This window comes from Burkholderia sp. AU32262 (assembly GCF_020419985.1).
GTDB classification, from domain to species: Bacteria; Pseudomonadota; Gammaproteobacteria; order Burkholderiales; family Burkholderiaceae; genus Burkholderia; species Burkholderia semiarida.
This window is the reverse complement of sequence record NZ_JAIZRS010000003.1, coordinates 161,055-174,836: the sequence shown is the minus strand read 5'-3', so window position 1 is coordinate 174,836 and position 13,782 is coordinate 161,055. Positions and strand designations below refer to the sequence as shown.

Sequence of the window (13,782 nt, the reverse complement as noted above, 5' to 3'; positions counted from 1 at the left end):
CTTTTCGGCAGCGAAAACGGCAGCGGCGGGCCGGCCGTCAGCCAGGCTGCGCGGCGAAGAACCGCCCCAGCTCGCGTGCGAGCTCGTTGAGCACGGCCATCTCCTGCTGCGAGATCTTGCGCGCGGGCTGCGCGCCGGCCCAGTCGCCGTACAGCAGCGCGACGCTCGTCGCGCCGACGCGTACGGGCAGCAGCACGAATGCGCGCGTGTCGTCGAACGCGTCGAGATACCACGCGGGCAGGCGCTTCACCATCTTCGGCTCCCGCGCCTGCTCGATGAAGATGCTGACCGAGTTCGTGATCGCGAGATGGAACACGTCCGGCTCGAAGCGCTCGTCGAAGCGCAGCCGGTCGAGCGCCGTATCGACGCCGGGGCCGAAGCCCAGGCGCGCGGCGAACGTGCCGTCGTCGTGACGCACGAACATCACGGTGCGCGTGAACGCGAGGCCGGCCAGCAGGCTTTCCGACGCGAGCGCGAGCACCGGCGTCAGCACGTGCTCGGACGGCAGCGCACGCAGGTCGGCAAGACCGGCTTCGAGGCATGCCTCGGGTTCGGCCTGCGCGCGCGCGATCGCATCGGCGTTCGCGCGCAGCTCGACGATCTCGCGCATCACCGTGTCGCTCGCTTCCTCGCGCGCGAGCCGCTCGGCGATTTCGACGATCGCCTCGGATTCCATGTCGAGCTCGGCGCCGTAGTGCTGCGCGAGCGCCGCGATGCGCGCGTCGCGCTGCGCGCTGGCAGGCATGACGAGCGCGCCGGCGACGTCGGTCGAACAGCGGCTCACCGCGCGCAGCCAGCGGATGCGCTCTGCCGGGCCGTCGTCGGCGGCCGGGCCCGCGTGGCGGGCGTCGCCGTCTTCGTCGTCGAATGCGTCGGCGTGCGCCGCGTGGTCGCCGTCGGCCATCCCCGCGCGGATCACGTCGGGCAGCCGCCAGCGCGCGGCTGCCTCGAGACCGATCTCGTCGAAGCCGACGCCGAGCACGTCGGTGCAGGCGGCCGATTCGTCGCCGTTCAGTTCGGCCGCGCGGCGGCGGATGCGGTCCCACTCGCTGTCGAGATAGCAGACCACCAGCAGCTTGCCGACCTGGCGCATCAGCGTGCAGACGACGGCCTCCTCGCCCGCGCGCAGTTCGGCGCGCTCGGTGAGCTTGCGCGCGACGCAGCCGGACAGCAGCGCGCGGTTCAGCTCCAGCTTCGCGTCGATACGCCGCGGCGTGCTCTGATGGAAATGGTCGACGAGCTTGAGCCCGACCACGAGATGGCCGACGGCATCCATGCCGAGCACCATCAGCGCGCGGGTCACGGTGGTGATGTTGCCGCCGAACGCCATGTACATCGCGGAGTTCGCGAGCCGCAGCACTTTCTGCGTGAGTGCGAAATCCGACAGCACGACGCGCACGAGCGCGGTGAAGTCGAGATCGTCGTTCTTCATCGCGGCCATCGTCGCGCGCAGCGATTCCGACAGCAGCGGGAAATCGCCCCGTTCGTTCATCCGCGCCCACAGCTTGTCGAGCAGCGCGGTGCGGGGCAGGTGTTCGGTGATTGACATACGGATCCGTCCGGTTCGCCGCGCGCGTCAGGCGGCGGCGTGCAGGTGCAGCTGCTGCGCCGCGAAGCGCCGCGCGAGCTCCTCGGACGGCAGCGCCTGGCAGACGAGCCAGCCCTGGATGTGATTGCAGCCCATCTCCGTCAGCAGCTCGCGCTGCGCCTCGGTCTCGACGCCCTCGGCGACGAGCTCGAGATCGAGTGTCTGTGCGAGGCCGACCACCGCCGACACGATCGCGCGGTCGTTGCGCGACGTCAGCAGGTTCTCGACGAAACTGCGGTCGATCTTCAGCTTCGCGAGCGGGAAGCGCTGCAGATAGGCAAGGCTCGAATAGCCGGTGCCGAAATCGTCGATCGCGAAGCGGATGCCGAGATCGGTCAGCTCCTCGAGCAGCATTTTCGCGTGCGCGGGATCGTGCATCAGCAGGCTTTCGGTGATTTCGAGCACGATACGGCGCGGGTCGATGCCGGTCAGCGCGATCGCCTCGCGCACGCTCTGCGTGAAGCGCGGGTCGCGGAACTGCTGTGGCGACACGTTGACCGCCACGTATTGCAGCGCGAGCCCCTGGCCGTCCCAGGCGACGAGCTGCATGCACGCGGCCTTGAGCACCCAGTTGCCGAGGTAGTTGATCAGGCCGATCGATTCGGCGAGCGGGATGAAGGTGGCCGGCGGCACGAGGCCGTGTACCGGATGGCGCCAGCGGATCAGCGCCTCGACGCCGACCACCGCGCCCGACTGGCTGTGGGTGATCGGCTGGAAATGGAGCGAAAACTCGCCGTTGCGCACGCCGTCGTACAGGTCGGCTTCGAGCTTGAGCCGTTCGGCGTCGGCCGGATCGTCGACGGGCGCGTGGAACGCGAGCGCGTTGCCGCCCGAGGCCTTCGCCTGCGCGAGCGCGTGGTCGGCGCGGCGCAGCAGCGGGCTGTGATGCTGCGCCCGATGCGGCGCGGCACGTTCGTTGGGGTAGAGCGCGATGCCGATGCTCGCGGACAGGTGCACGGTCTGCCCCTGGAATACGTACGGCTCGCGCACGGCGGCCTGCAGCCGGCGCGCGAGCGCGTCGGCGGCATGGCTCGCCTGCGTGCGGTCCGGTGCGCCCAGCACGACCGCGAACTTGTCGCTCGCGACGCGCGCGAGCTGCTCGTTCGGCGTGACGAGCGCCTTCAGCCGCTGCGCGGTTTCGCGCAGCGGCGTGTCGCCCGCGTCGTAGCCGAGCGCGCGGTTGATCCGCTGGTAGTCGTCGAGGTCGAGCAGCAGCAGCGCGGCGCAGGTGCCGTCCTCGTCGGCGGTCTGCTGCGCGCGCATCAGCGCCGGCACGAGCGCGGACAGGTTGTCGAGCCCCGTCATCGGGTCATGGTGCATTTCGTACGTCAGGCGTGCCTCGAGCGCGCGCCACGACGACACGTCGAATGCCGCGATCGCGAAGCCGTCGACGCCGTGGTGGCGGCTCTTGAACGCGCGGACCGCGACGTCCAGCGGGTAGGTGAGCGACTTGACGATGCACATCGTCGCCTTCTCGACCTGGCCGGAGCGTGCGGCGCGGGCGAGCAGGCCTTCGAGCGCCGGGGTATCCTGTTCGGCGATCAGGTCGCGCAGCGTCAGCGTATGCAGGTAGTCGCGGTGGTAGCCGATGAAGCGCAGGCTCGCGTCGGACACGTACAGAAAGCGCAGCTCGCGGTCGACATGGGCGAGGAAATCCACCGTGCCGACCGTCTGTTCCAGCCAGTCGCGCACGGAGTCGTCGCGGCGCGGCGCCACGGCGCGTGCGGGCATCAGCGCGCCGCCCGACCGAGCGAAGCGGCGCAGCGTATGCAAGGCGCTGCGCCAGGAGCCCTTGCGTGACGTCTGTTTCCTGTTGGCTTCCATGTTTCTCGCTGACGTGAAGGGCTGGAACCGGTTGTCCGGAAGGAATAACGGCAGACTGTCAGAAATCTTTAACGGGCCGGCCACGCGCGGCGCTGCCGCGGGTCCGGATCATCGATGCGGTGTTCGGCAGGCGAACGCCCACGTGGCCTACATCGAGGCTGACTTTATAAGAAATGAGGACGCAGATGAAGAGAAAACTGTTGCTGGGCGCCATGGCGGCGCTGGTGGCCGGCCATGCGCTGCTGGCGCAGGCGCAACTGAAGCCGGGCGCCGCGGCGCCCGATTTCACGACGCAGGCGTCGCTGGGCGGCAAGACGTATACGTACTCGCTCGCGGACGCGCTGAAGCAGGGGCCGGTCGTGCTGTACTTCTATCCGGCGGCGTTCACGAAGGGCTGCACGATCGAGGCGCATGCGTTCGCGGACGCGGTCGACCGTTACAAGGCTTACGGCGCGACGGTGATCGGCGTGTCGGCCGACAACATCGACACGCTGACGAAGTTCTCGGTGAGCGAATGCCGCAGCAAGTTCCCGGTAGCGGCCGACCCGGACGCGAAGATCATCCGCGAATACGACGCGAAGCTGCCGGCGCTCGACCGGGCGAACCGCGTGTCCTACGTGATTTCGCCGGAAGGGAAGGTTCTCTACGAATACACGAGCCTGTCGCCCGACAAGCACGTCGAGAACACGCTCGCCGCCGTGAAGGCGTGGGCCGACGCGCATCCGAAGCAGTAGGCGGCTGCCCGCGCGCGTGAAAACGGCCCGTCGTGCGGGCCGCGGGCACCGGAACGCCCGGCCTGTGCGTGGCCGCCCGTTGCCGTTACGCGCGCAGCGCCTGCTCGATCGGCACGCCGCCGCCGACGAAGCCGACGATCTTGCGCGAGATGCCGAGCTTGATCGCCTCGATCGCGGCCCATGCAACGTCCTGGCGCGACACGGGCGGCGCGGGATCGAGCCACGTGTCGGTCAGCGCGATCTTGCCGACGCCCGGATCGTCCGTAAGCGGGCCCGGGCGCAGGATCACGTAATCGACGCCCGACGCGATCACGCGGTCGTCGCCTTCGCGCTTCATCTGCGAATAGTGGCGCAGCGCGTCGGGCCCGTGCTCCGGCCGGTATGCGGACAACGAACTGACGACCACGAGCTTCTGCACGTTGAACGCGAGCGCGTAGTCGGCCGCGCGGGCGACCGCGTCGCGGTCGATCTGCTCCTCTTCGGCCGCGCCCTCGGATTCGGCGGAGCCGGCCGCGTAGATCACGTGCGTGATGCCCTGGAAGGCGTGCGAGAAATCGTTCGTCAGATCGGCCTCGACGACCCGTGCGCCCGCCAGCGCATAGCCGTGCCGGCGCACGAGCGCCGTGACCTCGAACTCCGGCTGCTTGAGCAGCAGATCCGCGCAGGCCTGGCCCGTTCGTCCGGTCGCGCCAATCAGCAGTACCTTCGTCGTCATGAAAGCGCTCCTTGCTCGATGCGTCATCCGTGCAGATAGGGACGGACGACCGATAACTCAAGTGTAATGTCGAATCGGCCCGGCGGTGGGGGCGTAATAAGGGGCGTACCGGCGCGGGCGTACCGGCGCGAGCGTACCGGCGTGGGCGACCGGCTGCGGGCGTACCGGCACGACGCATGCCGGCGTGCATTCATTCACCCGGATGCGGGAATGACGCGCCGACCGGCTATCATGTGCGCGATGCATTTTTCGCCGCTACGCGTGAATAACGCGTCGGCCCACCGGTTGGAGTACACATGGCATTACCCTTGGACAACGTCAGCATGGCCGTGTTCTGCGACTTCGAGAACGTCGCGCTCGGCGTGCGCGACGCGAAGTACGAGAAATTCGACATCAAGCCCGTGCTGGAGCGCCTGCTGCTGAAAGGCAGCATCGTCGTGAAGAAGGCCTATTGCGACTGGGATCGCTACAAGGGCTTCAAGGCGTCGATGCACGAGGCGAGCTTCGAGCTGATCGAGATTCCGCACGTGCGCCAGTCGGGCAAGAATTCGGCCGACATCCGGCTCGTCGTGGATGCGCTCGACCTCTGCTACACGAAGTCGCACGTCGATACGTTCGTGATCATCAGCGGCGATTCGGATTTTTCCCCGCTCGTGTCGAAGCTGCGCGAGAACGCGAAGAAGGTGATCGGCGTCGGCGTGAAGAAATCGACGTCGGACCTGCTGGTCGCGAACTGCGACGAATTCATCTTCTACGACGATCTGGTGCGCGAGCAGCAGCGTGCGCTCGCGAAGCGCGAACAGCAGCAGCGCGCGGGCAACGGCGGCGCGAAGCGGCCCGACGAGCCGTCGCGCAAGCACGACATGGAGGCGCGCAAGGCCGAGGCGATCGCGCTGGCGGTCGAGACGTTCGACGCGCTCGCGTCGGAGCGCGACGACGTCGGCAAGATCTGGGCGTCGGTGCTCAAGAGCGCGATCAAGCGCCGCAAGCCGGATTTCAACGAGTCGTATTACGGGTTCCGCGCGTTCGGCAACCTGCTCGACGAGGCGCAGGCGCGCGGCCTGCTCGAAGTGGGGCGCGACGACAAGTCGGGCGCGTTCGTGTCGCGGGCCCGCCAGTCGGCTGCGGAGCACGCCGTGGCGGCCGACCACGCACCGGCCCAGCACGGCCGGCGCCCGGCGGAGCCGGTGCAGGCCGAGCGCGAGCCGCGCCATCACCGCGGACGTGGGCGGCACGGCGAGCCGGTTGGCGAGCCGTTCGGCGCGCCATTCGGCGAGCCGTTCGGCACGCCGTTCGTGCAGGAGAACGAGCCGGTCGAGACGGCGGTCGAATTCACCGAAGCGGACGAAGCCGATGTGACCGTCGGTGAAGCCGCGGCCGCGCACGGCGAACCGGCGGGCGGGCACGATGATGCGAAGACCGCACGCAAGCGTGCTCGCAAGACCCCCGCGAAGAAGGCCGGTACGAAGAAGGGCGGCGACGGCAAGAACGCCGGCCGGCAGGCGGCGGTGCAGGAAGGCGACGCCCCGCGGGGCGACGCGAAGCACGGCGGCGGCAAGCATGCCGAAGCGATGCATCGCGACGGGCAACATGACGACGGGCGAGCCGCCGGCGCGGCGCCGGCACGCGGTGAAACCGGCGGCGATGCTGTCGGGGAGCCCGCGCACGATGCTCCCGTACACGCCGAACCGGTCGCAGCGGTCGCCGACGCGCCGGCTCCGGCCAAGCCGAAGAAGCCGGCCCGCAAGGCGGCGCCGCGCGCGCGGCGGCCGCGCAAGACGGCCGAGGCTGCCGACTAAGGGCCTGCCTGCTGAAGCGCCATCCGTCGCGCCGCCGTGGAGTGCGGGACGGATGGGGCGCAGGCAGAGGCCGCGCGTTTTGCATGAAGCAGCGCGGTTGCGAGGCCCGCCGCCCCGTGGCCGGCGCGATGCCGGCCTTCTTCCACTAACCGTTCAGCGCGTACGGCTGCGTCATCACTTCGAGGAAGTGGCCGTCCGGATCGTCGAAGTACACGCCGCGTCCGCCGTTGTGGCGGTAGATGTCGTCGGCTTGCCGCTTCGCCGGATCGGCCCAGTGCGGCAACCCGCGTTCGCGGATGCGCGCGAGCACGCGATCGAAGCTGGCTTCGTCGATCAGGAACGCGTAATGCTGCGACCGGATCTCCCCCGCCTGTTCGTAAAAATCGAGCGACACGCCGTTGTCGAGCGCGACGACCAGCATCGCGCCGAACGGCGTCGGCGGCGGCAATTCCAGCAACTCGGTGAGGAAGCGGCTCGACGCATGCTTGTCGCGGCACCAGACGATCGTATGGTTGAGCTGGACGTTCATGGCGAGATTCCGGGACGGGAACGAGGTGGGCATGGATACACGATAGCCGATCGCGGCCGGCAAACAAGTCCGGCCACCACGTGCGGCCACCAAGTCCTGCAATCAAACCCGGCAATCAAGCGCAAAAGACGGCCGCCCGAGGGCGGCCGCTTTCGTCACTCGCCGGCGACGGCCGGCCCGCCGCTGTTGCCGCGGCGATTGCGCCGCTTCTCGGCCCACACGCGCAGCCGGTCCATGTACAGGTAGACGACCGGCGTCGTATAGAGCGTCAGCACCTGCGACATGATCAGGCCGCCGGCGATCGCGATCCCGAGCGGCGCGCGCAGCTCGGCGCCGTCGCCGCTGCCGAACGCGAGCGGCAGCGCGCCGAGCAGCGCCGCCATCGTCGTCATCATGATCGGACGGAAGCGCAGCAGGCACGCTTCGTGGATCGCGTCGAACGACGACTTCCCGTTGTTGCGCGTCTGGTCGATCGCGAAGTCGACCATCATGATCGCGTTCTTCTTCACGATGCCGATCAGCAGGATCACGCCGATCAGCGCGATGATGCTGAACTCGGTCTTGAACAGCAGCAGCGCGAGCAGCGCGCCGACGCCGGCCGACGGCAGCGTCGACAGGATCGTGATCGGGTGGATGTAGCTCTCGTACAGGATCCCGAGCACGATGTAGACGGCCAGCAGCGCGGCGAGGATCAGGATCGGCTGATCGTTCATCGACTGCTGGAACGCCTGCGCGGTGCCCTGGAAGCTGCCGACGATCGTCGGCGGCACGCCGACCTCCGCCATCGTCTGATAGATGATCTGCGTCGCCTGCGACAGCGACACGCCGGGCGGCAGGTTGAACGAGATCGTCGTCGCGACGAACAGCCCCTGGTGGTTGACCGACAGAGGCGTCGTGCTCGGCCCGAACGTCGCGATCGCCGACAGCGGGATCATCGTCGATTTCGACGTCGACACCGACGCGCCCGACGACGCGCTCGACTTGCCGCTCGCCGCGATCGCGTTGAGCGCCTGGTTGCGCGCGGAGTCGGACGCGATCGCCGCGGCGCTCTGCGCGGCCGTGCCGGCGCTCGACGTGCCGGCCGAGGTCGCGACGAAGGTGCCCGCGGCCGCGTTGGTGGTCTGCGAGCCGTTCGCGCTGCCGCCCGACGTGCTGATCCACACCTGGTTCAGCATCTCCGGGCTCTGCCAGTATTTCGGCGCGACTTCCATCACGACGTGGTACTGGTTCAGCGGGTTGTAGATCGTCGAGACCTGCCGCTGGCCGAACGCGTCGTACAGCGTGTTGTCGATCTGCGCGGGCTTGATGCCGAACCGCGCGGCCGTCGCGCGGTCGATCGTCACCATCGCCTCGAGGCCGCCTTGTTGCTGGTCGGAGTTCACGTCGGTCAGCTCGGGGCGCTTCTGCAGCGCCTCGGTCAGGATCGGCCCCCACTTGTACAGGTCGGCGCTCGAATCGCCGAGCAGCGTGAACTGGTACTGCGCGTTGCTCTGCCGGCCGCCGACGCGGATGTCCTGCGCCGCCTGCAGGAACGTGCGCGCGCCCGCGACGTCCGCCAGCCGCGGGCGCAACTGCTGGATCACCTGGTCGGCCGACAGCTTGCGCTCGGTGCGGTCCTTGAGCGTGACGAACATGAAGCCCGAGTTGGTCTGCGTGCCGCCGGTGAAGCCCGCGACGCTCTTCACGTTCGGGTTGCCCTGCACGATCCGCATCATCTCGGAGAACTTCAGTTTCATCGCCTGGAACGACGTCGACTGGTCGGCCTGGATGCCGCCGATCATCAGCCCGGTGTCCTGCTGCGGGAAGAAGCCCTTCGGCACGACGACGTACAGGTACACGTTCAGCCCGATCGTCGCGAACAGCGTCAGCAGGATCAACAGCGGCCGGCGCAGCGCCCACGACAGCGAGCGCTCGTAACCGCGCTGCATGCGCGCGAAGCCGCGTTCGAGGAAGCGCCCGAAGCGGCCCTCGCTTTGCGGGTCGTGTTTTTCGGGCAGCAGGCGCGCGCACATCATCGGCGTGAGCGTGAGCGACACCGCGAGCGATACGGCGATCGCGAGCGACAGCGTCAGCGCGAACTCGCGGAACAGGCGCCCGACGATCCCGCCCATCAGCAGGATCGGCAGGAACACCGCGACGAGCGAGATGCTCATCGACAGCACCGTGAAGCCGACTTCGCGCGCGCCGTCGAATGCCGCCTGCATCCGCGACTTGCCGTTCTCGATGTGCCGCGAGATGTTCTCGAGCACGACGATCGCATCGTCGACGACGAAGCCGGTCGCGACGATCAGCGCCATCAGCGACAGGTTGTCGATCGAGAAGCCGAGCAGGTACATCGCGCCGAACGTGCCGACGATCGAGATCGGCACGGCGACGCTCGGGATCAGCGTCGCGCGCCAGTTGCGCAGGAACAGGAACACGACCATCACGACGAGGCTGATCGCGATCAGCAGCGTGTGCTCGGTGTCCCTCAGCGACGCGCGGATGGTGGTCGAGCGGTCGAGCACCGGCGTGACCGTGATGTCGGCGGGCAGCGACGCGGTGAGCTGCGGCAGCGCCGCGCGCACGCGGTCGATCGTCTCGATGATGTTCGCGCCGGGCGAGCGGTAGAGGATCACGAGCACCGCGCGCTTGCCGTTCGACAATCCGAGGTTGCGCAGATCCTCGACCGAATCGACGACGTCGGACAGGTCGGACAGCCGCACGGCCGAGCCGTTGCGGTAGGCGACCACGAGATCGCGGTACTGCGACGCCTGGGACGCCTGGTCGTTCGTGTAGAGCTGGAAGCGCTGCGGGCCGAACTCGATCGCGCCCTTCGGCGCGTTGGCGTTCGCGGAGGCCAGCGCCGCGCGCACGTCCTCGAGGCCGATCCCGTAGTGGAACAGCGATTGCGGTTCGAGCTCGACGCGCACGGCCGGGTTCGCGGAGCCGCTCACGGAGACCTGGCCGATCCCGTCGATCTGCGACAGCGACTGCTGCAGCACCGTCGACGCGGCGTCGTACACCTTCGCCGGCGACGCCGTCTCCGACGTCAGCGACACGACCATGATCGGCGAATCGGCCGGGTTGACCTTGCGGTAGGTCGGGTTGCTCTTCAGCGCGGCGGGCAGGTCGGCGCGCGCCGCGTTGATCGCGGCCTGCACGTCGCGCGCGGCGCCGTCGATGTCGCGGTTCAGGCCGAACTGCAGGATGATCCGCGCATTGCCGACCGTGCTCGTCGACGTCATTTCGGAGACGTCCGCGATCGAGCCGAGGTGCCGCTCCAGCGGGCTCGTCACGCTGGTCGCGACCGTTTCCGGGCTCGCGCCCGGCAGCGACGCCTGCACCGAGATCGTCGGGAAGTCGACCTGCGGCAGCGGCGACACCGGCAGCTTGATGAACGCGAACAGGCCCGCGAGCGCGACGCCGAGCGCGAGCAGCGTCGTCGCGACGGGGCGGGTGATGAAGGGACGCGACAGGTTCATCGCTTACACGTCCGTGCGCGTGCCGGCGTCGGGGCCGTGCCGCTCGAACCAGCCGCGCATGCGGCGCGCGAGCGAGTCGAAGCCGAGGTAGATCACGGGCGTCGTGAACAGCGTCAGCACCTGCGACACGATCAGGCCGCCGGCGATCGCGATCCCGAGCGGCTGGCGCAGCTCGGAGCCCGCGCCGGAGCCGACGATCAGCGGCACCGCGCCGAGCAGCGCGGCGAGCGTCGTCATCAGGATCGGCCGGAAGCGCAGCAGGCACGCCTGGTAGATCGCCTCGCGCGGCGGCTTGCCTTCGACGCGTTCGGCCTCGAGCGCGAAGTCGATCATCATGATCGCGTTCTTCTTGACGATGCCGATCAGCAGCACGATGCCGATGATCCCGATGATGTCGAGGTCGTGCCCGGTGATCATCAGCGCGAGCAGCGCGCCGACGCCGGCCGACGGCAGCGTCGACAGGATCGTGATCGGGTGGATGTAGCTCTCGTACAGCACGCCGAGCACGATGTACATCGTGACGACCGCCGCGAGGATCAGGAACAGCTGGTTCGACAGCGACGCCTGGAACGCGAGCGCCGCGCCCTGGAAGCGCGTCTGGAACGAGCCGGGCAGGTCGATGTCCTTCTCGGCGGCCCCGATCGCCTTGACCGCTTCGCCGAGCGACGCGCCCGGCGCGAGGTTGAACGAGATCGTCGTCGACGGGAACTGCGACAGGTGCGCGACCAGCAGCGGCGACGGCCGCTCGTGAAACGACGCGATCGACGACAGCGGCACCTGGCCGCCGCCGGCCGACGGCAGGTAGATGTCGTTCAGCGATTGCGCGTAGTGCTGCTCTTTCGGCTCCGACTCGAGAATCACGCGGTACTGGTTCGACTGCGTGAAGATCGTCGACACGATGCGCTGGCCGAACGCGTCGTACAGCGCGTTGTCGACGGTCGCCGGCGTGATGCCGAAGCGCGCGGCGCTCGCGCGGTCGATCTCGATGTACACCGACTGGCCGTTGCTCTGCAGGTCGGTCGCGACGTCGGCGAGCGACGGCTCCTGCTGCAGCCGCGCGACGAGTTTCGGCACCCAGGTCGCGAATTCTTCCGAATTCGGGCTCGTCAGCATGAACTGGTATTGCGTCGGGCTGACCGTCGAGTCGATCGTCAGGTCCTGCACCGGCTGCATGAACAGCGAAATGCCGGTGACGTTCGCGACGCGCTGCTGCAGGCCGCGGATGATCTGCGCGGCCGTTTCGCCGCGTTCGTCGCGCGCCTTCAGGTTGATCAGCATCCGGCCGCTGTTCAGCGTGATGTTGCTGCCGTCGACGCCGATGAACGACGTGAGGCTGGCGACGTTCGGATCCTTCAGGATTTCCGCCGCGAGCGCCTGCTGGCGTTCGGCCATCGCGCCGTACGAGATCGACTGCGGCGCCTGCGTGATCGCCTGGATCACGCCGGTGTCTTGCGCGGGGAAGAAGCCCTTCGGCACGAACACATAGAGCAGCGCGGTCAGCCCGAGCGTCAGCAGCGCGACGACGAGCGTCGAGCGCTGGCGGTTCAGCACCCATTCGAGCGCGACCGCGTAGCGCGCGATCACCCAGTCGATCGCGCGGTGCACGCGTGCCTCGAAGCGATGGCTCTCGGGCGGCGGCGAATGGCGCAGCAGCTTCGCGCACATCATCGGCACGAGCGTGAGCGACACGATCGCCGAGATCACGATCGTCACCGCGAGCGTGATCGCGAATTCGTGGAAGAGGCGCCCGACCACGTCGCCCATGAACAGCAGCGGGATCAGCACCGCGATCAGCGAGACCGTCAGCGAGATGATCGTGAAGCCGATCTGCCGCGAGCCCTTCAGCGCGGCCTCGAGCCCCGATTCGCCTTCCTCGACGTAGCGCGCGATGTTCTCGATCATCACGATCGCGTCGTCGACGACGAAGCCGGTCGCGATCGTGAGCGCCATCAGCGACAGGTTGTTCAACGAGAAGCCGGCCATGTACATCACCGCGAGCGTGCCGATCAGCGACAGCGGCACCGACAGGCTCGGGATGATCGTCGCGTAGACGTTCGCGAGGAACAGGTACATCACCAGCACGACGAGCGCGACCGCGAGCAGCAGCTCGAACTGCACGTCGCGCACGGCCGCGCGGATCATCGTCGTGCGGTCGGTGACGATCTCGACGTCGAGCGCGGCCGGCAGCGTCTCCTGCAGCTTCGGCAACTGCGCCTTGATCGCGTCGACGGTCGCGATCACGTTCGCGCCCGGCTGGCGCTGCACGTTCAGGATGATCGCCGGGTCCGCATTCACCCATGCGCCGAGCTTGGTGTTCTCCGAGCCGGCGACGACCGTCGCGACGTCGGTCAGCATCACCGGGCGGCCGTTCTTGTACGCGACGACCGCGCTGTTGTACTGGTCGGCGCTCGTCAGCTGGTCGTTCGCGTTGATCGTGTACGCGCGCGTCGGGCCGTCGAAGTTGCCCTTCGGCGTGTTGACGTTCAGGTTCGAGATCGTCGTGCGCAGGTCGTCGAGGTTCATCCCGTACTGCGCGAGCGCGGTCGGGTTCGCCTGGATCCGCACGGCCGGCCGGTTGCCGCCCGACAGGCTCACGAGGCCGACGCCGGCGATCTGCGAGATCTTCATCGCGAGGCGCGTGTCGGCGAGGTCCTGCACCTGCGTGAGCGGCAGCGTCTTCGACTTGACGGCGAGCGTGAGCACCGGCGCATCGGCCGGGTTCACCTTCGCGTAGATCGGCGGGGCAGGGAGGTCGGACGGCAGCAGGTTGCCGGCCGCGTTGATCGCGGCCTGCACTTCCTGTTCGGCGATGTCGAGCGGCAGGTCGAGCGAGAACTGCAGCGTGATCACCGACGCGCCGGCCGAGCTTTGCGACGACATCTGGTTCAGCGACGGCATCTGCCCGAACTGGCGTTCGAGCGGCGCGGTGACCGACGACGTCATCACTTCCGGGCTCGCGCCCGGGTAGAAGGTCTGGACCTGGATCGTCGGGTAGTCGACCTCGGGCAGCGCGGCGAGCGGCAGGAAGCGCAGCGCCACGAGGCCGGCCAGCATGATCGCCGCCATCAGGAGGGCGGTGCCGACCGGCCGGAGAATGAAGAGGCGGGATGGATTCATCGAGCGGCCCGC

At 68.4% G+C, this 13,782-nt stretch carries 8 protein-coding genes; 2 read left to right on the top strand and 6 right to left on the bottom strand.

The features are described 5' to 3' along the window. Positions 1-37 precede the first annotated feature (37 nt). On the bottom strand, positions 38-1,549 hold the full coding sequence (locus LGN10_RS04300) for an HDOD domain-containing protein (protein ID WP_226221959.1): 1,512 nt from the start codon (positions 1,547-1,549) through the stop codon (positions 38-40). A gap of 27 nt (positions 1,550-1,576) precedes the next feature. Next, a complete protein-coding gene (gene cdpA, locus LGN10_RS04295) occupies positions 1,577-3,319 on the bottom strand; it encodes a cyclic di-GMP phosphodiesterase CdpA (RefSeq protein WP_226222064.1) in 1,743 nt (580 codons plus the stop codon). A gap of 278 nt (positions 3,320-3,597) precedes the next feature. On the opposite strand from cdpA, the gene LGN10_RS04290 reads away from it, so the two are divergent. Beyond that, positions 3,598-4,146 carry a peroxiredoxin gene (locus LGN10_RS04290; protein WP_059573953.1) on the top strand — a complete coding sequence of 183 codons (549 nt, stop codon included), beginning with the start codon at positions 3,598-3,600 and terminating at the stop codon, positions 4,144-4,146. A gap of 85 nt (positions 4,147-4,231) precedes the next feature. On the opposite strand, the gene LGN10_RS04285 is transcribed toward LGN10_RS04290, so the two are convergent. Continuing rightward, positions 4,232-4,861 carry an SDR family oxidoreductase gene (locus tag LGN10_RS04285; RefSeq protein ID WP_099316228.1) on the bottom strand — a complete coding sequence of 210 codons (630 nt, stop codon included), beginning with the start codon at positions 4,859-4,861 and terminating at the stop codon, positions 4,232-4,234. Positions 4,862-5,157: 296 nt separating this feature from the next. Between LGN10_RS04285 and LGN10_RS04280 the strand changes: the two genes are divergently transcribed. Further along, complete coding sequence (locus LGN10_RS04280) at positions 5,158-6,660, top strand: NYN domain-containing protein (protein WP_226221958.1); 1,503 nt, start codon at positions 5,158-5,160, stop codon at positions 6,658-6,660. Between the two features lie 145 nt (positions 6,661-6,805). On the opposite strand, the gene LGN10_RS04275 is transcribed toward LGN10_RS04280, so the two are convergent. The 3 genes from LGN10_RS04275 to LGN10_RS04265 form a co-directional block, all read right to left on the bottom strand. Continuing rightward, positions 6,806-7,189 (bottom strand): VOC family protein, encoded by a 384-nt coding sequence (locus LGN10_RS04275; protein ID WP_226221957.1) that lies wholly within the window; start codon positions 7,187-7,189, stop codon positions 6,806-6,808. A 155-nt stretch (positions 7,190-7,344) separates the two neighbouring features. Further along, entirely contained in the window at positions 7,345-10,653 is a 3,309-nt protein-coding gene (locus tag LGN10_RS04270) for an efflux RND transporter permease subunit (RefSeq protein ID WP_226221956.1), read from the bottom strand. 3 nt (positions 10,654-10,656) lie between these two features. Beyond that, positions 10,657-13,770: an MdtB/MuxB family multidrug efflux RND transporter permease subunit gene (locus LGN10_RS04265; RefSeq protein ID WP_226221955.1), complete on the bottom strand. Its 3,114-nt coding sequence runs from the start codon at positions 13,768-13,770 to the stop codon at positions 10,657-10,659. Positions 13,771-13,782 lie beyond the last annotated feature (12 nt).